The following is a 20,732-nucleotide window of genomic DNA, read 5'->3' on the forward strand; positions in this document are numbered from 1 at the left end:
ATTATTTTAACATATTGTCATTTATTATCAATCCATAAACGCGTTCAGCCCAGGGTTATTTCCTTTTCTAAAGCCATGGAATATATAATTTTTTCCCTGACCCGTTTTCCCGTCATCTGTTCCAGCGCCCGCTGATAGTAATCCATCTGGGTCTGATACCGTTCAATTAACACCTTTTCTTCTCCCGGCCTGATGTGATCCGTCTTATAATCCACCAGAACCAGACCTTCTTCCTCCTCCATATATGCATCCATGATACCCTGGATGAGGATCCGTTCGTCAGAATCCCCTGCCTCCATTTCCCTGGCAGGAATGCCTACAACAAACTGCCGTTCCTTTTTTAACCGACCTTCCCACTGGGCAGCCGCAAGCCGCTTTCCAAGGGGAGAGGTCAAAAAGGACATAAGAACATCTTCCGATAAAAGGGAAAGGCTTTCCTCATCCATCCTCTGATCCTTCTTAAATCCGTCCAGAGCATTCCGAAGCTCTTCTCTGGTTCTCACCTTTCCAAAATCCAGAAGCTCCAAGGCCCTGTGATAGGCAGTTCCCCGGAAAGCTCCCCCTCCAGGGCGTTCCTCTTTTCCGTCCGTTTTTCCAGGCAGGGCCCGCCCCGCTTCAGCGCCCCCCGCATTATCGGAGGTATCGGGCGTCAAGGGATCCCTGGAAGGGACTTCCTCCTTTAAGAAGGCAGGAATCGTAGGAATAAATTCGCTTTCCTCTTCATCCACAAACTGTCCCTGTTTTTTCAGTTCAGACACAGTCAGCTTTGTATGGAGTCTGATATCGGCCTCAAAGGGATAATAATATTCAAAAGCAGCCCTTAAATCGGCTTCAAACTCCCGGTCATAAATCCTTCCCGTATCAAGGGAAAGGAGCGCAGCCTTTGTCAGCTTCTTTTCAGCCTGCCTTTCCATCTCCCCTCCCACCAGATCAGGCACAGTCAATTCCTTTACGATCAGGTTTCCTGTGTCCGCTCCTTCCGGCTCCTGGATCTGGGAAAGGGAATATTTTCCCGACAGACTCATGAGCATCCAGTCCAGATAAGAATCTGCGGAGCAGAGGATGGTAAAGGGGATCTGCCCCTTTACCCTTAATATCTCGGCAAAACGTTCCAGCTTTTTGTCCAGATACCGGTCAAGTCCGGTCATCACCAGCTTTTCCTTTGCCCTTGTCATGGCTACGTAAAGCACCCGGAGCTCTTCCCCCATGGCGCCAAGCTCCATTTTTCTCCGCAGGGCATGCTTCTTTAAGGTAGGCGCTTTGACTCGGCGTTCTAAGTCCAGGTGGTCGGTGCCGATTCCAAGATCCGGATCAATGAGGATTTTCCCATAAGCATCCTGCTTATTGAATTTTTTTCCCATACCAGCCAGAAACACCACAGGGAACTCCAGTCCTTTGCTCTTGTGAATGCTCATGACCCGGACCGTATTCTCCTCCCCTGCCAGGGAAGCCTCTCCGAAATCCGTATCGTATTTTTTCAGGTTTTCAATGTAGCGGATGAAATGAAACAGCCCGGTGTAGCTGGTCTTTTCATAAGCCGACGCCTTTTCCACCAGCATGGAAAGATTGGCCCTCCGGACCTCTCCTGCCGGCATGGCTGAAATGTAATCATAATACCCGGTTCCTTCATACAGATCATAAAGCAGTTCATGAATGGAGAGATAGGCTGATTTTTCCCTGTACTCAGTAAGCAGCCTGGAAAAGACTTCCAGCTTTTCAAAAAGCTCCGGATAATCCGGATCATGGCCATCTCCATATTCCTTTCTGTAATGCTGCCATGCTCCATATAATCCCCTGTCCTGGCCTTTTTTAGCCGTCTTTTTCCAGACAGCCATCAAATGGGCCATTTCCTCATCAGTCACCCTGCCCATGGGAGACTTTAATACTGCCGCCAAAGGGATGTCCTGCATGGGATTGTCAATGATGTTCAGCATGGAAAGAACGGTTTCCACCTCAGAGGCGGTAAAATATCCTGTTTTCCGTTCCGCATAAGCAGGAATTCCCTCATTCATCAAAACGCTGACAAAATCCTCTGCCCAGCCGCTTAAAGACCGGAGCAGGATCACCATGTCCCCGTATTCCGCAATGCGGTAGCCGCCCTTTTCACCCTGGTTTTTATCCCAGATCAAAAGCCCGTTTACAGGGTCCGTAAGCTTTTTGATCTTCCAGGCAATGGTCTTTGCCTCCATCTCACGGCTGGTATAATCAGCCCCGTCATCGTCAAGCTGCTTTAACAGATTTGCTGACCCATGGATCAAAAGAAGTTCCGATTTCTCTCCAATACGCCCGTCTGCCTTAAGAAACTCTGCTCCCGGATGAAGGGCTGCATCCTTTGTATACTGTATGTCTCCCAGATTTCTTGTCATGATCTGGTAAAACACCTCATTAATGCCTTTAAGGACCTCATCTCTGCTTCTGAAATTCTGATGCAGCTCAATTTTCTGGTACTTTCCTTCCTCTTTGGAATAGGAATCATACTTTTCTAAAAACAGCTGGGGCCTTGCCAGACGGAACTGGTAGATGCTCTGCTTCACATCCCCTACCATGAACACATTGGGGGTCCCGAACCGTTCCCTTGAAATGCTGCTGATTAAAGCTTCCTGCACATCGTTGCTGTCCTGGTACTCATCCACCAGAATCTCCTCAAACTGCCTGCTAAGCTCATCGGCCACCTCGGTTGGAAGATCTTTCCCATCTTCCTTTGTCAACAGTATTTCCAAAGCATAGTGTTCCAAGTCATTAAAATCCACCAGGTTTTTCTCCCGCTTCTTATCCCGGTATCTTTCGGCGTATTCTCCTGCCAGGGAAAGAAGGGCAGTCACCGCGTCTCTGGTCCCTCTGATATCGGAAAGGACTTCTTCCGGCGATTCAAAGCAGTATAAGTCAAGAAGCTTTCCAACCGCCTTTTTCACCCGGTCCCGGATCCCCGTCACAAATGCCTTTTTTTCCGCATCAATGTCTTTGCTTCTTATGGAGGCCAGACGGTCAAAGGAGGCCTTTTTCAGCTGCTCATTGAAAGCCTCGTAATCCTCTGCCATATTGAGGCGTTCCAGCATATGCAAGTCATTTGCCAGCATGGGCAGATAAGCTTCCGGCCCATTTTCCTCTTCGCACACCTCCATGGCCTTTTCCACCTGGAATTTTAATTCCGAAAGCTGCATTTTCACATCCTTCATCAGAAATTTCATCCAGCCTGTATCCATGATCTGCCCCATGTCACAGGTTTCCAGCTCCTTCCTGCACCGGTCAAGCCACTGGGCCGGCCAGGGATTGCTCTGGGAAAAGGTATACACCTGCATGATGTAATCCTCGATCCCCTTATCAGATTTTCCCGTTGCATAGGTTTCCACAAACTTTTCAAATAAGGGATCAGCCTTTTCATAATGCTCTTCCAGCATTTCCTTCATCACATCGGCCCGTAACAGGATGAGCTCTCCCTCATCTCCCACCCGGAAGGCCGGATCAATGTCCAGCTTATTGTAATGGTCCTTAATAAGTCCCAGGCAGAAGCTGTCAATGGTGGTGATCTGAGCATAGGGGATCATGGCCGCCTGCATCTGCAAATGGTCGCTGTCCGGGTTCTCCATAAGCTTTTCATCCACAGCCTTCAGCACACGTTCCCGCATTTCGTCGGCAGCCGCCTTGGTAAAGGTCATGACCAGAAGCTGGTCGATCTTTAAAGGCGCTTCGCCTTCCGTGATCATGCGGATGATCCTTTCCACCAATACGGCGGTCTTGCCGCTTCCTGCTGCCGCCGATACCAGGAGATTTCTGTTTCTGCTTTCAATGACAGCCTTTTGTTCCTCAGTCCAGCTAATCGCCATTTTATTCACCTTCTTCCTCTACCCCTTCAATGGCAGGCCATATTTCCTCGGATTTTAAGGCTTTAAACTTCCGGAAGCCATAACCGGCCGTCTTTAAATCGAATCCGCAGACCGCATGGTAGGGACAGTAATCGCAGGCGCTGCGGTTTCCCTGCTTATAGGGGTTTACGTGGATCACTCCGTCAAGAATCTCTCTTCCCTCCGTCTTTAACTTCTCCCGCACGAACTGTCTTAATGAGGAAAAGCGCTTTTCCCCTGCAACCGATGACTTAGCCTCCTGTATGATCCCGTTTTTCATGGAAACGGGGATCACATCGGATTCTGTTTCAATCTCGTGATCCAGATGAGAGACCGCGCTTAAATCGCTGTTAACCAGACCATTCATGCGAAGCTGCTTCAATATCCTGCCGCCTATCTCCTCATCGGTCATTTTCCCTTCTCTTTCAATGACAGGGTCGTTGATATTGTAATAGAAGATTCCGGCAGGAACCACAGACTTGTCCGGCTTTCTCCTCTCCTCCATCTCCAGGGCCGCATCCATGTAGACCACCAGCTGAAGCTGAAGGCCGTAATACAGGGCCGTTAAGTCAAACGCCGTGCTTCCGGACTTATAATCAATAATCTTTACATAGACTGCCTCTTCATCCTCGCATAAGTCCATTCGGTCGATCCTGCCCCTTAAATGGATGGCTTCTTCCTTTGACAGGGGGATTCTCATAGCTTTTAGCTGGTCGGCGGCAGAAAAGGATACTTCAAATCCCACAGGGACAAAATCACCCTTTTTAAGCTGTTCCGAAAGGGCCCACACCGTACGGTCTGTGATCCGTTCCACCTTGCCTGCCAGATATGCGTTTCTGGCGGAGCTTTTTAAAATGGTATTGCCGTATTCTTCCGTCACCTTGATCACGCATTCATGGACCAGACTTTTCCGTTCTTCCTCTGTAAGGGTCTTAAAATCTCTTCCTTCCTCCTTCATCCGCTGAAACCACAAATCAATGGAATCGTGAAACAGATTTCCGATATCCATGGCAGCCAGTTCATACTCCTGCCGCTCCATCAGTTCCAGCCCGTAGCTTAAGAAATGGGCGTAGGCGCAGGAGGCATACTGCTCCATCCTTGTGACGCTTCCGCTTATGACGGAGCCATAGAGGGCCCTGGCAGCTATTTTTCCGATGCCTTTCTGCTCATAGGCATGGAAAGCGGCCTCTGTCAGCCTCTTTCCTTCTTCCCTTTGATCATCGGATAAAAGAAACGCCTTCAAAAGCTCCAGTAATCTCCTGTCTTCTCCGTTCTTTCCGTAATCCCGCAGCCCGTCTGCCAGCTGGTTCTTTGCCTCCCTCATGGACAGGGGCGCCGCCATTTTTAAAGGCGGGGCTTCCAAGAGTCCGGGAAACAGGCGTTTCAGCTCACCGATCAAGGTGGAGGGGCGCAGGCTTTTTCCGCTGCCGCCCATGGCCGCATAGGATAAAACCAGCCTTTTTTCCGGCTTTGTCAAGGCAAGGTAAAGGTAAAATCTCTGCCGGAAGCCTTCCTCTCTGGCAGTGGGAGCCAGCTCCATCTGGTGATCTCCCAGGAACTCCCGCTCCCGGTCCGTGAATAAGCTGCTCTTTTCCTTTTTCACCGGAACAATTCCGTCATTGACCCCCACGAAAAACAACACCTTAATGTGATCCAGCCTGGTTCTGGTGATGTCCCCTACCACCACCCGGTCAATGGTAGCAGGAATAAGTCCTACCTGGATTTCCGAAAATCCCGCATCCAGGATCTCCCCATACTCCCTTTTGCTTACATGTTCTTCTCCTAATAGCCCTGCCAGCCGGTCAAATAAATCCATGACCAGCCCGTAAACCTGGCTGTATTCCATGGCAAGGGTGAATTCACCCATCTCCCGGAATCTTTCCTCATAAGCCAGCATCTTTTCCTCGATCCCTGTCTCCAAAAGAAGAACCGTCATTGCCCGGGTCATGGAGGCAACCGTGGAATCAGCTTCCCCAAAGGCCTCTTTTAAGCGCCTTAAGGGAGCCATGATCTCTTCCCTGAATCCGTTTAATTCTTCCAGATTCAGTTCCTTTCCTCCCCGGTACCAGCCTTCCCACTGGGAATCCCACCGTTTAAATCCCCGGATCCCCATGGCAATTACATAATTTTCCAGCCGGTCAGTTTTCTCCTCCTCTTTCCCCACAATAAGGCCGGTTCTCAAATACCGGAAAACGGATTCATAGGAAAAATTCTTTTGAATGATCTCTATGGCTGCGCGGATCAGCTCCACCATAGGATTTTTCAAAATGCTCTTTTTATCATCCAGGAAAAAAGGAATTTTATTTAACTGGAACTGGTGAATGATTTCATTGGAATAGCCTCCAATATCCCCGGTAATAACCGCCATATCCCGGTAACGAAGTCCCTGATTCCTGATCTCTTCCTCCATGGAGCGGATCACAAACGAGATCTCCTCCATAGGATTTAAAGCTTTAATAAGACGTATGGAGGAGGAAGCCTCATGACAGGCCTTTCCTTTGTAGCGGTATAAGTTCTGCTCCAGAAAATCCAGGGCATTTACTTTGCCGCCTCCTTCCTTGTTCTCCTCTTTGGCCTCGCCCAGATAGCGGACAGCCGGATGGTTCTTAAGAAGAAGGTCCTTCTCCTTTCCCGCTCCTGTCTCTTTTGCCAGCTCATTTAATTTCCATATCATCTGCCGGCTCATGTAAAACAACTCCTGTACTCCGGATCTTCTGCTTAAGTTTTCCGAAGGGTCTATAGTCACGGTAACTATGACACGTTTGCTGTAGCGGAGAAACAGCTCTAAAATCCGGTACTGGACAGGAGTAAAGCCCGTATACCCGTCAAGGGTGATCACACTGTTCTTAATCAGCTCTGACCGTGGCAGGACCCTGCACAGCACATCTAAAATTTCTTCCGTGGTAATGTATTTATCCCTGATGTAATCCTTAAAGCCCTGATAAATGACGGAAATATCGGAAAGCTTTTGACGGAGCATGGGGCTTACAGTATCCGATATCCGTTCATTTAACATTTCCGGCGATACACCGTACTGGTACAGCTCTGACAGCATGGACTTTAGCTGGGAAATAAAGCCTGATTTTGACAAATGTTCTCTATAAAGGACTAAGTCCTTTTTTTTATTGGCAGCCACCTTTCGCAGCACCATGGATTTTCCCATATCATCAAGAACCTGAGGATTTGAAATGGCCAGCTCCTCAAAAACCCGGTAAGCAAGACGCTTAAAGCTTACGATATCAATATTCATGACCCCGTGATTTGGATGGAGAGAAACGATCTCCTTCTGGGTCTGCATGGTAAACTGTTCCGGCACAATGGCAATATACCGGGTATCCGGCTGTTCTAAGGACTGTCGTATTAATTCCGTATAAAGGTGATAGGTTTTTCCGGAACCGGATCCGCCTAATATCAGTTGAAGGGACATGGCTTGTTCGTCTCCTTTCCTCTTTTTATGCCCATGTTTTCTGGGCATAAAGGTATGCCCGCAGGGTGTTTCCTCTTTTTATGCCCATGTTTTCTGGGAATAAAGGTATGCCCGCAGGGTGTTTCCCATTTATCTCTCTGGGTTAAGCAAAACGCATGTTTGTTTATCATCTTAACACAGATTTCCTTTGCCAACAATGAAATCTTTGGCATGAAACCTCCTGGCTCATTCATACATTATAACAAAACTATACGGAGGGCTTTTTTTATGAGCTCAAAAACAAAAATTGTTGTTTTACGAATGAAAGAAATCATCTACACCGCAATCTTCGTTGGTCTTGGAATCCTACTCATCACTTTGTTTTTAGTCATGTTCCGCCCGAAGAAGGATATTATGCCCACTTCCGGCGATCCTGTGCGCTATGTTCCGGGAGTATACTCCTCTGTCATCACCCTGAACAGCCAGGATATCAATGTAGAGGTTTTAGTAGACTCCAAAAAAATCACTTCCGTTACCCTGGTTCCCTTAAGCGAGGCCGTTACCACCATGTATCCTTTGATACAGCCGGCCATGGATAACCTGTCCCAGCAGATTGTTAAAAACCAGTCCACAAAGAACATTTCCTATTCAACAGAAACCCGCTATACTTCGGGCGTGCTTCTAAAGGCCGTAGACCAGGCCATTGCAAAGGCACAGATAACCGAATAAGGCCGGGGATTGTATTTTTCCATTTGAGACAGTATAATGGAAGAAAAGAATACATAATTACATGAACGAGGAAACACCCTACGGGTATACCTCTATGTCCGGAAAGCATGGACATAAGAGAGGAAATGATATGAACCAGAATACGGTCACGACAGACACACCTAAGCAGAATCAGATTACAGAGGGAGTGATTTGGAAACAGCTTCTTCTGTTTTTCTTTCCCATTTTATTTGGAACCTTTTTTCAGCAGCTTTATAATACCGCCGACGCAGTCATTGTGGGCCGGTTTGTGGGAAAGGAAGCGCTTGCAGCCGTGGGAGGCCCTACGGGACCCCTTATCAATCTTTTGATCGGGTTCTTCATAGGGCTTTCTTCCGGCGCAGGGGTCATCATTTCCCAGTTTTACGGAGCCAGGCAGGAAAAACGGGTGAGCCGGGCAGTTCACACCGCAATAGCCTTTTCCATCCTATGCGGCGCCATCCTCATGGTGGTGGGCATTCTGGCAGCTCCCTATGCGTTAATGGCCATGGGAACGCCTGACGAGATCTTATACTATGCGGTCCTTTACATGAGGATTTATTTTGTGGGAGTGATCCCAAATCTTGTCTATAATATGGGAGCAGGAATCTTAAGAGCTATCGGGGACTCCAGGCGCCCTCTTTATTTCCTCATCGCAAGCTGCTTTACCAATATTATTCTGGATATTATATTCGTGGTTTACTGGCACATGGGTGTTATGGGAGCCGCTCTTGCCACCATCATTTCCCAGCTCCTCAGCGCCGTTTTAGTGGTCCTGGTGTTAATGAGGACAAGGGAAGCCTACCATTTGACACCAAAGGCCATAAGGATCCATAAGGCCATGCTGTGGCGCATCGTAAGGATCGGGTTTCCTGCCGGGCTTCAGTCCGTTATGTACTCCGCTTCCAACATCATCATCCAGTCCAGCGTCAACTCTCTGGGAACCGACACCATTGCAGCCTGGACAGCCTATGGAAAAATCGACAGCGTCTTTTGGATGATCATCAGCGCCTTCGGCATTTCCATCACCACATTTGTGGGACAAAACTACGGCGCAGGAAAAAAGGACCGGATCTACAAAGGGATCCGGGTCTGCATGATTATGAGCTTTGCTTCCGCTGTTGTACTCAGCATTCTCCTTTATACCTTTGGTAATTACGTTTATCTGCTGTTTACTACCGATGAAGCCGTGATCCAGAAAGGGACGCAAATACTCCGCTACCTTGCCCCCACCTTTTTCACCTACGTGTGCATCGAGATTTACTCCGGTTCCTTAAGGGGAGTGGGGGATTGCTGGATCCCCATGATACTCACCAGCCTGGGCGTCTGCGCACTCCGCGTGGTCTGGATCTGCGTAGCAGTTCCCTTACGCCCCACCATTGAAACCGTGATTTTCAGCTACCCATTGACCTGGACTGCCACTTCGCTGCTGTTCATCGCATATTTTAACTGGTTCGGCAAACTAAAGCGAAAAACCCCTCCTGGAATACCTTTATGCCTGAAAAGACGGGCAGAAAAGGGATAACCGTTTCCAGCTGTTTTTAAGAAATAACAGTCATAAAACTATATCATGCGAGACTTTTACTGCAGCGTTCTCTTTAAGCGGTAAAAGTCTCGCTTTTGTTTTAAGGAAAGACCAGACTCATTCCATGGGCGCCCTGTAAAAGCTTCCGTAAAACTGCTGGGTCCTAAACATGTTTACGATCACATGCTCATCCACCTCATGAAGCAGGGCCACAATATCAGCCACCTCATAGGAAGACACCACTGTATGAAGAAGGTACATCTTCTTCTTGCTGTAGCCGCCCACAGCATCCACGCAGGAAATGCCGTGCTGAAAGGTTTCTACATATTTATTGGCAAGCTTTGGTCCCTGCACCGTGGTGATCTGAAGAGTGACTCTCTCATACCTGTGATGAAAGGTGGAAATGACCTTTGTTCCTACAAACTGGAACAAAATGGAATATCCTGCGTAATCCCATCCAAAAATCGCTCCGAAGATAGAAAGCAGCAGCACATTTCCTACGAAAACCTCGGACCAGATAGAATTTCCTGTCTTGTTGGATACATACAGGGCGATAAAATCCGTTCCTCCGCTGGACGCATTTCCCCGAAGTGCCAAGACGATTCCAAATCCATAGAGAACGCCTCCATAAATAACATTTAAGAGTCTGTCTTCAAATATGGGTGAAAAATTAAATATCCTTAAAAATGCGCTGGCAAGAAATACCTGCATCAGGGAAAAAAAAGTAAACCGTTTGCTGATATTTCTGCTGCAAGCCCATGCAACAGGAATGTTTAAAGCGACCATACCCAGGGATGTGGAAATATTAAATCCATACAAAGACGTCACCCGGTCAACCAAAATCGCAATTCCAGTAAATCCTCCGGACAAAAGGCCGGCCGGCTTAATAAACGCCTGGATTACAAAAGTCTGTAAAAGTGCGGAGACCACAACTGCCAGAGTTGTCATTACATTGCGGAAGCGCTTATCTCTCCTCAGTTTTTTCCACATAAAACTCCTCCTCTTTTCCTTATTATCGCCCGTTTTTCCGGGCATAAAGGTATCCCTGGAAGGGACTTCTTGTTATTATATGTAAATCCTTCTCTTGTATCAATTTTTTTAAATTAATAGAGGATTGCCCTTCCCCCACAGAAGGCAATCCCCAGTCACGATCTGAAACCGTCACATTATTCAGTTTCTGCTATCTGGCATCCCCATGCCGAAATCACGCACACAAGAAACCCCTTTGTGCTTCTCACATGGACGATGATACCATCCCTTGCTTAAAAAGTCAACGTTTTTAGTACATTTTACTAAAAATCTTTTTAAATCAAAGGATCATTGTCATATCTTTTCCATACAAGACTATGGCAAAAGTCTTTGTTATACGTACAGAATTTATAAAACATAATTTCATGAAAAATGCGCATACTTTCTTTATTGCCGCCCATCATTTAGGGTGTGATCGTATGCCTGCAAAGTGTTTCTTTATTACCCCACTTTTCGCCATTATATTTGCAAGGAGATAATCGCCATGGAATTTTCCAACAGCCTTTCCAATAACATGAACCATTTAAACACAAAGCTGGATGTAGCCGGAAACTTTGATATCGTCTACCGGACCTTTTACATCGGGGAGCAGGAAGCCTGTCTTTACTTCATTGAAGGATTTACTCAGAGTGATGTGTGGCAGAAGATCCTGGACAGTTTTTCATCCATTAAAGCGAATGATATGCCGCCGGATGCCCACGAATTTTCCAAAAGGTATCTTCCTTATGGTCAGGTGGGCCTTGTAAAAGATGACGAAGCCATGATCAAACAGCTTTTGACCGGAATATCCTGCCTGCTCATTAATGGCTATGACAAATGTCTGACAGTTGACTGCCGAAGCTATCCCTCCCGAGGCGTTTCAGAGCCGGAAAAGGATAAGGTCCTCAGAGGATCAAGGGATGGATTTGTGGAAACCCTGGTTTTTAATACAGCTCTCATCCGCCGCAGGATCCGTGATCCAAAGCTTACCATAGAAGTCATGAATGCAGGAGAAAGCTCTCATACGGATATCGCCATCTGCTATTTCAAGGGACGGCATGACGAAAAACTTCTTACCATGATCAAGGATCGGATCAACAAGCTTAAAGTAGATGCCCTGACCATGAACCAGGAAAGTCTTGCGGAGTGCATTTATCCCCATAAATGGTACAACCCCTTCCCCAAATTCAAATATTCCGAAAGGCCGGATACCGCTGCAGCTTCCCTTCTGGAAGGGAACATCATTATCCTGGTGGACAACTCTCCCTCTGCCATGATTCTGCCTTCTTCTGTCTTTGATATCATTGAAGAGGCCGACGATTATTATTTCCCCCCTGTCACAGGAACCTACTTACGGCTGTCCCGCCTGGTCATTTCCATTCTGACCCTGTATTTAACGCCTACATGGCTGTTTTTCATGCAAAACCCGGAAGTGATCCCTTCCTGGCTGCGATTTATCCGCTTGTCGGAAGAACCTCAGGTTCCCCTGCTTTTCCAGCTTTTGATCCTGGAATTTGCCATTGACGGTCTCAGGCTTGCCGCAGTCAACACTCCAAGCATGCTGACTACTCCCCTCAGTGTGATCGCCGGTATTGTACTGGGTGAATATTCCGTAAAATCCGGCTGGTTTAACAGTGAAACCATGCTTTACATGGCCTTTGTAACCATAGCAAACTATTCCCAGTCAAGCTTTGAACTGGGATATGCCTTTAAATTCATGCGATTGATCATGCTGATCACCACCGCATTATTTAACTTCTGGGGATTTGTGGGAGGTGTAGCCCTTTCCATATTGGCCGTTGTATTTAACAAAACCATTGCAGGAAAAAGCTATATTTATCCCTTAATTCCCTTCCACATTTCCGAACTGAAAAAGAGGTTCTTCCGCGGGCGGCTTCCCCACAGGGAAAAATAGCAGAATACTTGATTTCTTTCCTTCCCTATACTACAATAAAGGGCAAGGAGGATGCCATGAAAATCGTAATTATTGACGGGCAGGGCGGCAAAATGGGACAGTCCGTCATTGCCCAGCTGAAAAAATCCTTTCCCAAGCTTCCGCTCATTGCCATCGGAACCAATTCCATCGCCACCTCCGCCATGTTAAAGGCCGGAGCTGACGCAGGAGCGACCGGGGAAAATCCTGTCATTGTGGCAAGCCGGGATGCGGATATCATCATCGGCCCCATTGGGATCGTCATTGCCGACTCTCTTTTAGGAGAGATCACCCCGGCTATGGCAGAGGCCATCGGCAAAAGCAGCGCCTATAAGATCCTGATACCTGTAAACAGGTGCAATCATTATGTGGTGGGCTGTGAAGACTTAAGTTTAACGGAATCCATTGCCCTGGTAATCAAACAGGTGGAGAATCTTTTATGATCTCCACCTGTTTTTACTTTATGGTTATTCAATTCACTATCCCGTGTTTGAAACGGCTGATATGTTTATTCATCAATGCTGTAGTTTGGTGCTTCCTTTGTAATATGAATGTCATGAGGATGGCTTTCCTTAAGGGAGGCCGCGGTTATTTTAATGAATCTTCCTGTTTCCTGCAGGGTCCTGATATTCATTGCTCCGCAGTACCCCATACCGGACCGCAACCCTCCCAGTATCTGGAACACGGTATCTTCTACCAATCCCTTGTAGGCCACACGGCCTTCCACTCCTTCCGGAACCAGCTTCTTGGCATCGCTCTGGAAATAACGGTCCTTGCTTCCGTTTTCCATGGCGGCGATGGAACCCATGCCCCGGTATACCTTGTATTTTCTGCCCTGATACAGTTCAAAGGTTCCCGGACTTTCGTCACATCCGGCAAACATGCTTCCCATCATACATACGCTTCCGCCGGCAGCAATTGCCTTTGTCAAATCTCCGGAATACTTGATTCCTCCATCGGCAATGATGGGGACACCGTATTCCTTAGCCACTGCATAACAGTCCATAACAGCTGTAATCTGTGGAACGCCGATACCTGCCACCACGCGGGTGGTGCAGATGGATCCTGGTCCGATTCCCACCTTCACAGCGTCGGCGCCTGCTTCTATAAGGGCCTTTGTAGCCTCTCCGGTCGCCACATTCCCTGCAATCACGGAAAGAGCCGGATAAGACTCTTTGATCATTCTCACACAGCGGAGAACGTTCTCAGAATGGCCGTGAGCGGAATCTAAAACAACTACATCCACCTTTGCCTTTACCAAAGCGCCCACACGGTCCAGCACGTTGGCTGTGATCCCTACAGCCGCTCCGCAAAGAAGCCTTCCCTGGCCATCCTTTGCGGACAGCGGGTATTTGATCTGCTTTTCAATATCCTTGATGGTAATAAGACCCTTTAAATTAAAATCATCGTCAACAATTGGGAGCTTTTCCACCCTTGCCTTTGCAAGGATCTTCTTTGCCTCCATGAGGGTAATGCCTTCTCTTGCTGTTACCAGATTTTCAGAAGTCATGCACTCCTTGATCTTCCTGCTAAAATCCTCTTGGAATTTTAAATCCCGGTTGGTAACGATGCCCACCAGCTTTTTTCCCTCTGTGATCGGCACTCCGGAAATGCGGAACTTGCCCATAAGCTCATCCGCATCCTTTAATGTATGTTCCGGAGAAAGATAGAATGGGTCCGTTATGACGCCGTTTTCTGACCTTTTTACCTTATCAACCTCTTCCGCCTGCTCCTCAATGGACATATTCTTGTGGATAATACCGATACCCCCCTGTCTTGCCATGGCAATGGCCATGCGGTGCTCGGTAACGGTATCCATACCGGCACTCATAAGCGGAATATTGAGCTTGATGGTTTTTGTAAGGTTGGTCGATAAATCAACCTGATTAGGAATGACTTCTGAATAGGTCGGAACTAACAGCACATCATCAAAAGTAATGCCTTCGCCAATTATTGTACCCATTAATTTTTCCTCTCCTTCTTTATATTTTATTAATGTAACTAATAAGACTTTTCGCTTGTTAGTTACATAGTTTAACAAATTTTACAGGGGTTGTCAACGGACATTTTCTGATCATTTTCCGTCTGACATGGACAGTAAAACCAGAAATATGAAAAAAGGAACCGGACAGTCTTTTGTAAAACCGGCCGATTCCTTTTTCTTTTATACTTCTTTTGCAGCCTTATACAGCGCCGCTGTCAGCTTTATTTCCAACCGCTCAATTCTTCTTCACTTGCCAATACATAATGGGTCCCGTCAATATGATGCTGTTTTCCTTTTGCGTAATCAATGCCGCTCGCAGCATAATCATAGGTTACGGAAACTCTCTCCTTCTCCACAATTGGATTTGGATGGGGTATGGCGGATAATAAAGATTTCGTGTAAGGATGAATGGGGTTATTAAATATTTCTTCTGTGGTTCCTGTCTCCACCAGATATCCTAAATGCAATACACCGATTCTATCTGAAATATATTTTACCATGGATAAGTCATGGGCAATAAAAAGAATGGCCGTATTGGTTTCCTTCTGGATATCCTTCATAAGATTTACCACCTGGGCCTGTATGGACACATCCAGCGCACTGATGGCTTCATCTGCAATAATCAGTTTTGGGTTCATGATCAAGGCTCTGGCAATGCCGATCCGCTGCCTTTGCCCGCCGGAAAACTGGTGAGGATAGCGGTTTGCATGTTCTTTCGACAATCCGACTCTTGCAAGGATCTTGTAGACCGCCTCTTTTCTGTCTTCCGCATTTGCAAAGGGATAATGGATATCCAATCCCTCCGCAATGATATCCAGGACTTTTTTCCTTGGATTCAAGCTTGCCATAGGGTCCTGGAATATCATCTGCATACCGGTTCTTAAGTGCTTGATTTCCTTTCCCGATAACTTGCCGGAAATATTCTCCCCTGCAAATAATATCTCTCCTTCTGTAGGCTCATAAAGGCGGATCAGGGAACGGCCTATGGTTGACTTCCCGCTGCCGGACTCTCCCACCAGGCCATAAGTTTCCCCTGGAAAGATTTCAAAGGATACCCCATTGACTGCTTTAACAGTGTATTTTCTGCTCACTTTAAAAAACTGTTTCAAATTATTTACAGTTAATATAGGCTTTTTAGTTTCCATTCATGCCAGCCTCCTTTAACATCCTGTCTATCCTGTTTCTAAGCTCTGCAGGCATTTCCACCTTGGGTGCGTTTTCATGCAGCAGCCAGGTTGCCGCATAATGTGTGTCGGATATTTGAAACATGGGTGGTTCTTCTTTTGTATCAATATTCAGAGCATAGATATTCCTCGGCGCAAAGGCATCCCCATCTACTTTATTCAACAGGTTAGGGGGACTGCCGGGAATGGCATAAAGCTTATCATCATCGGTGTCAAGATCCGGCATGGCCGAAAGCAGTCCCCATGTATAGGGATGTCTTGGGTCATAAAAAATATCATTTACCGTTCCTTGCTCTACAATTTTACCGGCATACATAACAGACACGTAGTCCGCTACTTTCGCTACAACACCTAAATCATGGGTGATATAAATAACCGAAATTCCGGTTTTCCTTTGGATTTCTTTGATGAGCTCCAATATTTTAGCCTGAATCGTAACATCAAGAGCTGTTGTCGGTTCATCACAAATCAACAATTCAGGATCACAGGCAAGGGCAATGGCAATGACAACCCTCTGCCTCATTCCTCCTGAAAGCTGATGGGGATAATTCTTCATACGCTTTTCGGCATCCACGATTCCCACCAGTTCTAAAAGTTCAACAGCCTTTTCATAAGCTTCTTTTTTGGGTGTCTTATAGTGCCAGATCATTCCTTCCATAATCTGTGCACCTATGGTCATGGTAGGATTTAAAGAGGTCATGGGGTCCTGAAAAATCATGGCCATCCTTTTTCCATTGATGCTTTTTCGCATCTGTTTTTTATTTAGCTTTAAGATATCCACATGAACGGTTTCGTCTCCGCGGTGATACGTAAAATCAATGGTGCCGGAATTCACTTTTCCATTGCTGCTTAAGATGCCCATAACCGCTTTCATGGTAACCGATTTTCCGCTTCCGCTTTCCCCGACGATTGCAATGGTCTCGCCTTTATATAAATTAAGCTTTACTCCACGTATCGCGTTCACCTCTCCGGATGAAGTCTGAAAAGATATGGATAAATCATTAATTTCCAGTACTTTTTCTTTTTCCATTCTTCTGGCCTCCTACATTTCTTTCATCCTTGGATCGAACGCATCCCGGATGCCGTCTGCCAGCATGTTAAAGCTGAGCATTAATATGGCTAACACGATAATTGGCGGAATAATCATATAAGGATGTGTGGTAAAGGACTTAAAGGAATCACTGATTAATGATCCAAGTGATGCCATTGGCGCCGGCACTCCTAATCCGATAAATGCTAAGAATGCCTCCGTAAAAATAGCATTGGGAATGGAGAACATGGTATTTGTTATAATCTGTCCAAAAATATTCGGCAATATTTCTTTAAATATAATTGTCAGATCAGAGGCTCCAAGGGTCCTGGAAGCCAAAACAAATTCCTGCTCCTTTAACTTCAGCATCTGCGCTCTTGCAATACGGTTCATGCCGATCCATCCGGTAATCATTAAGGAAAAGGTTATGGTTATTAATCCCGGTTTTAATACAATAATTAACAGAGTTACGATAACCAGATTGGGAATACCGTTTAAAACTTCCGCAAAACGCTGCATTGCATTGTCCACTGCTCCGCCGAAATAACCTGATATCAAGCCATAGCTTAAGCCAAATACCATATCAATCATGACCGCAGCCAATGCAATGTACAAAGATATTCTGGTTCCCACCCATGTTCTCGTAAAGATATCCCTTCCAAGAACATCTGAACCAAACCAATAATAGGTATCCTCCAGCCCCGTTTCTGCACCGTCAGCGGATATATATTTATTGATTTTTGTAACGCCTGTAGAAGTGTTCATGGTCTCTGAACCGTCAAATATTCCGATTTTTTCAAGCCCTGGAATACGGGGTGCAAGGTTCTGGTTTGCAATGATCTGGGAATCGTATGTATACGCTGTCCAGTGAGGCGCAAAAATTGCCAGCATGATGATTAAAACAATGCCTATCAGGCTGATAACAGCACCCTTGTTTTTTATGAAACGCTGAAATACATCTTTCCAATAGGATTGACTGGAATAATTTTGATCCACCTTTGATATGGAATCCTTATGCAGAAATTCAAAGTCATGAGCTGTAAAAGGCTTATTTTCGTTTAAATCTGTCATGATGCTCCCCCCTTCGCCAATCGTATTCTGGGGTCAATGATACCATAGAGAATATCTACAAATAACATGATTCCAATGTACATGGCACTGTAAATAAAGGATAATGCAAGAATAACATTATAATCATTGGCCTGTATTGCTGTTACCAGCAAGCTTCCAATTCCCGGTATGGAAAATATTTTTTCCACTACCAGACTTCCTGTCATCAATCCTACAACCAACGGAGCCAGCACGGTAATAATGGGGATCAGAGCATTCCTTAAGGCATGCTTAAATATTAACTGAAACCCGCTTATTCCTTTACTTTCTGCTAAAAGCATATAATCCGATCCAAGCACTTCCAGCATTTCCGTTCTGGTAAATCGTGCTACCGTTGCTATGGTAAACATACATAGTGATACAGTCGGCAAAACGGAAGATTTTAAAGGAGCGGTTATGTCATAAAGCAGGGGGAACCACCGTAATTTAAAACCAAGGGAATAAGATAACGCCAGTGCAAAAACATAAGAAGGCAGGCTCACTCCTAAAACGGAAACAACCGTTGTTAAGGTATCCCATATGGTATTATGTTTAAGCGCAGCTATAATGCCTAAAATTATACCTATGACAGTTCCAAGTAAAACTGCCTGTCCTCCGATGCGGACAGATATGGGTAAACGAGACTGCAGTAATTGTGAAATCGGTGTGTTTTTAGATATGGTATAGGAAACTCCAAAATCCCCGGTAAGCATATTTTTCATATAATTTATAAAACGAAGGAATGCCGGTTTATCAAGTCCATATTTTGCATTTAATATGGCGATCTGATCTGCCGTTAACTTTTCATCATTAAACGGAGATCCCGGCATAAACTCCAGCATTAAAAATAATATGATTAAAATGGCTAATAAGGTAATTATCGAAACAACTACTCGCTTAAGCAAATATTTTTTCATATCATATTACTTCTCTTTCTAAGTAAATATTACCATAATAACTTCCTTTCCCATTGCCCTTAATTCAAAAAGTTGCCTGCATGACCGTATGAAACCGTATACAAGCAACTTTTGATTGAATACAGGCCGGGCCGCGTACTGCGGTTATCCGCCTTATAAGCGTCTTTCAATAAAGCTGTGATTATGGTATTAGTTTTTTGTTGTATTTTTAAATACTCTGTTAATTGCTACTGAATGGAATTCAATGCCTTTAACATTACTCTTGATCATAACAGCATTGCCCTTTTGGTAGATGGGGAAAATAACTGCATCATCCATAACAATGCCTTCCGCTTTTTTCAGAGCTTCCCATCTGGCAGCCGGATCAAGTGCCAGTTCTCCTTTTTTCGCGGACTCAATGATTGCGTCGTATTCTGCATTTGACCAGAAACCATAGTTGTTGGGATCATCGGTGATCCACATATTCTCATATGTCATAGGATCTGCATAGTCCGGTCCCCAGCGTGTCAGGGCAATTTCAAATTCACCTTCCTGCATTCTCTCTACTCTGTTTTTCTTCGGCAGAACTTCCAAGTTGATCGTAATGCCTGGAAGGGTTGTCTGAACCTCAGCCTGAATAAACTGGGCCACATTCTGGGCGGATTCTGTATCTTCTACAATCATGGAATATGTAAGGGTTTCTACCCCAAGCTCTTTCTTGGCTTCATTCCAGTATTCTAATGCTTTTGCTTTGTCGGTTGAAAGGTAAGTAGCTGTTCCGTCACGGAAATCTTTGCCGTCAGGACCGGTTGCAAGACCGGTAGGAATTGCAAAGTCTGCCACAATAGAACCGTCTTTTAAAATGTTATTAACAATTGCCTTTTTGTCAAAAGAAAGGGCAAGTGCCTTTCTGAGATTTAAGTTTTCCAGCCCGGCTACTTTCAGGTTTGGAGAAAGATACCATAAATATCCGGCCATAATATTCGTAAATTCAGGGTCACCCTGGAATTGCTCTACTTGCTCTCCGGAAAGAATAGCAGTATCCAGATCACCATTCTGGTAAGCAAGCATTACCTGCTGGCTGTCTTTAATTACCTGATACTTAAGACCGTCAAGCTTAACCGCAGCTGCATCCCAGTAATTTTCATTTTTAACTAATTCAATTGTGGTTGCTGCCGGTTCATAAGAAGTTATTACAAACTGGCCGTTGCTTAAAATTGTTTCCGGGGATGTTGCAAAGGTATCCCCGCATTTTTTAAAGAATTCCTCATTTACCGGATAAAAAGCCGGGAATGCCATCAGGGATTCAAAATAAGGAACCGGATTATCTAATTGTATTTCCAATGTCTTTTCATCAACGGCAGTTACCCCTAATTGATCCGGTGCCACACTGCCTCCGCCAATGGCGTCTGCATTTTTGATGCCTGCAATGCCGCCCATAAATGCATATTCACTGGCAGTTGCAGGATCCACCAGACGTCTCCATGCAAATACAAAGTCATTTGCTGTAACAGGGGTTCCATTGGACCATTTGGCATCTTTTAAAGTGATGGTGTAGGTTAATCCATCCTCACTTTTTTCAATCTTGTCCGCCAATGCAGGAACAGCGCTTCCGTCTTCCGCCAACGCATAAAGACCGTCTGTCACATCTGCGATTACTTCAAATGAAGTTCCATCCACCGCAATCTGCGGATCCATGGAAGCTACTTCCACGTCGATGTGCACATTCAATACATTTCCGCCAGCCTTCGCTGCATCTGCCGCGGATTCCTTTGTTTCTGATTTCGTTTCCGCCGGCTTTGAAGCCCCACATCCGGCCAGGCTTAATGTCATGGCAGCCAGACACAGGAAACTGATTAACTTTTTGCTACTTCTCATCTTCGTCCTCCTCATAATTATTTAAGCGTTAACGTTTTTTTTCAAAAACTTTAACGCTCTAATCAATTACACTAGTGTACCAAATTTTTAAGGGGTTGTCAACGAAGATTTTACGGCTTTGAACCGATGTATCCGGCAAAATAACTTCTTTAAGAAACTTTTGTAAAAATAAAAAAGGAATCAGATGTTTTAATAAAACATCTGATTCCT

14 protein-coding genes are annotated in these 20,732 nt (G+C 45.6%); 4 read left to right on the top strand and 10 right to left on the bottom strand.

Annotated elements, in window-relative coordinates; genetic code table 11:
- Positions 1 to 44 precede the first annotated feature (44 nt).
- The 3 genes from addA to K401_RS0101985 are packed head-to-tail and all read right to left on the bottom strand — an operon-like array spanning position 45 to position 7,481.
- On the bottom strand, positions 45 to 3,824 hold the full coding sequence (gene addA / locus K401_RS0101975; RefSeq protein WP_024291393.1) for a helicase-exonuclease AddAB subunit AddA: 3,780 nt from the start codon (positions 3,822 to 3,824) through the stop codon (positions 45 to 47).
- A gap of 1 nt (position 3,825) precedes the next feature.
- Positions 3,826 to 7,269 (bottom strand): helicase-exonuclease AddAB subunit AddB, encoded by a 3,444-nt coding sequence (gene addB / locus K401_RS0101980; protein ID WP_024291394.1) that lies wholly within the window; start codon positions 7,267 to 7,269, stop codon positions 3,826 to 3,828.
- On the bottom strand, positions 7,254 to 7,481 hold the full coding sequence (locus K401_RS0101985; protein WP_024291395.1) for a hypothetical protein: 228 nt from the start codon (positions 7,479 to 7,481) through the stop codon (positions 7,254 to 7,256). The genes addB and K401_RS0101985 overlap by 16 nt, the downstream gene beginning before the upstream one ends.
- Before the next feature lie 55 nt (positions 7,482 to 7,536).
- On the opposite strand from K401_RS0101985, the gene K401_RS0101990 reads away from it, so the two are divergent.
- Positions 7,537 to 7,977, top strand: a complete 441-nt coding sequence (locus K401_RS0101990; RefSeq protein ID WP_024291396.1) for an FMN-binding protein — start codon at positions 7,537 to 7,539, stop codon at positions 7,975 to 7,977.
- Between the two features lie 130 nt (positions 7,978 to 8,107).
- Complete coding sequence (locus tag K401_RS0101995) at positions 8,108 to 9,520, top strand: MATE family efflux transporter (protein WP_024291397.1); 1,413 nt, start codon at positions 8,108 to 8,110, stop codon at positions 9,518 to 9,520.
- A 117-nt stretch (positions 9,521 to 9,637) separates the two neighbouring features.
- Here K401_RS0101995 and K401_RS0102000 read toward each other — a convergent pair whose 3' ends face one another.
- On the bottom strand, positions 9,638 to 10,510 hold the full coding sequence (locus K401_RS0102000) for a YitT family protein (RefSeq protein WP_024291398.1): 873 nt from the start codon (positions 10,508 to 10,510) through the stop codon (positions 9,638 to 9,640).
- A 523-nt stretch (positions 10,511 to 11,033) separates the two neighbouring features.
- On the opposite strand from K401_RS0102000, the gene K401_RS0102005 reads away from it, so the two are divergent.
- Both K401_RS0102005 and K401_RS0102010 read left to right on the top strand, forming a co-directional pair.
- Positions 11,034 to 12,443 carry a spore germination protein gene (locus K401_RS0102005; protein WP_024291399.1) on the top strand — a complete coding sequence of 470 codons (1,410 nt, stop codon included), beginning with the start codon at positions 11,034 to 11,036 and terminating at the stop codon, positions 12,441 to 12,443.
- 56 nt (positions 12,444 to 12,499) lie between these two features.
- Positions 12,500 to 12,904, top strand: coding sequence for a DUF3842 family protein (locus K401_RS0102010; RefSeq protein ID WP_024291400.1), 405 nt, complete (start codon positions 12,500 to 12,502; stop codon positions 12,902 to 12,904).
- A gap of 65 nt (positions 12,905 to 12,969) precedes the next feature.
- Here K401_RS0102010 and guaB read toward each other — a convergent pair whose 3' ends face one another.
- The 6 genes from guaB to K401_RS0102040 form a co-directional block, all read right to left on the bottom strand.
- Entirely contained in the window at positions 12,970 to 14,424 is a 1,455-nt protein-coding gene (gene guaB, locus K401_RS0102015; protein WP_024291401.1) for an IMP dehydrogenase, read from the bottom strand.
- A 242-nt stretch (positions 14,425 to 14,666) separates the two neighbouring features.
- Positions 14,667 to 15,590: an ABC transporter ATP-binding protein gene (locus K401_RS0102020; protein WP_024291402.1), complete on the bottom strand. Its 924-nt coding sequence runs from the start codon at positions 15,588 to 15,590 to the stop codon at positions 14,667 to 14,669.
- Positions 15,580 to 16,659, bottom strand: coding sequence for an ABC transporter ATP-binding protein (locus K401_RS0102025; RefSeq protein ID WP_024291403.1), 1,080 nt, complete (start codon positions 16,657 to 16,659; stop codon positions 15,580 to 15,582). Before K401_RS0102025 ends, K401_RS0102020 begins: the two co-directional genes overlap by 11 nt.
- Positions 16,660 to 16,671: 12 nt before the next feature.
- Positions 16,672 to 17,730 (bottom strand): oligopeptide ABC transporter permease, encoded by a 1,059-nt coding sequence (gene opp3C, locus K401_RS0102030; RefSeq protein WP_024291404.1) that lies wholly within the window; start codon positions 17,728 to 17,730, stop codon positions 16,672 to 16,674.
- On the bottom strand, positions 17,727 to 18,665 hold the full coding sequence (locus K401_RS0102035; protein ID WP_024291405.1) for an ABC transporter permease: 939 nt from the start codon (positions 18,663 to 18,665) through the stop codon (positions 17,727 to 17,729). Before K401_RS0102035 ends, opp3C begins: the two co-directional genes overlap by 4 nt.
- Before the next feature lie 189 nt (positions 18,666 to 18,854).
- Entirely contained in the window at positions 18,855 to 20,522 is a 1,668-nt protein-coding gene (locus K401_RS0102040; RefSeq protein WP_024291406.1) for a peptide ABC transporter substrate-binding protein, read from the bottom strand.
- Positions 20,523 to 20,732 lie beyond the last annotated feature (210 nt).

The sequence above is a fragment of the Lacrimispora indolis DSM 755 genome, from assembly GCF_000526995.1.
Classification (GTDB): domain Bacteria; phylum Bacillota; class Clostridia; order Lachnospirales; family Lachnospiraceae; genus Lacrimispora; species Lacrimispora indolis.